Annotated in this window: 1 protein-coding gene; it reads right to left on the minus strand. The window is 29.9% G+C overall.

The genetic code is table 11. From position 1 onward, the window contains the following. A partial coding sequence (locus tag B5E92_RS15270) for an AAA family ATPase (RefSeq protein ID WP_158095255.1) occupies nt 1–680 on the minus strand: 680 nt, incomplete at both ends.

A 680-nucleotide genomic window follows, 5' to 3' on the forward strand; every position in this document is an offset into this window, starting at 1 on the left:
ATATTTTCATAAATCTTTTTTACTTCTTTATTGGGAATGACCAGTTTATAGGTATCTTCTACTAGTTCATTATTTTCATATACTTTCTCTTTGATTTTTAAATATCCGGTAAACAGCAGAAAACTATAAACATTATCATTCATATCTTTGCTGCTTTTAAAATTCATTTCTCGATACGTTAACTCTGGTGCTATCTTTTTTATGATGCTTTTTCCATTGATCAGTTCTTCAAACTCTTCTTTCATCTTCATTGTTGCATTTTCAATATACTGTCTTACTAAATCATTGCTGCTGGTATTGGCCCAGAAGGATATTGCATGAAAATCTTTATCTCCTAATAATTCCTTTATATAATTTAGAACGCTCCAGGGATTATAAATTTCTGTTTTATCAAATAAATAACCATCATACCAGTCTTTTATCTCATCGCGCTTATTTATCAGATCATAATAATCTAATAAATTATCGATTTCTTCTTGGGTAAAACCAAAACAATCACAAGCATACTGGCTCGTTATTGATCTTACTGTAAAGTTATTTAATCCCGTAAAGATGCTTTCCTTGGCGATTCGTAAACAGCCAGTAAGTATCCCTCTTTCCAATGCATCATTGGTTTTAAGAGCTGATGAAAAGATACTTCTTAAAAAATCAACCATTTCATCATAATAACCATTATTATA

The organism is Erysipelatoclostridium sp. An15 (genome assembly GCF_002160675.1).
Classification (GTDB): domain Bacteria; phylum Bacillota_I; class Bacilli_A; order Erysipelotrichales; family Coprobacillaceae; genus Thomasclavelia; species Thomasclavelia merdavium.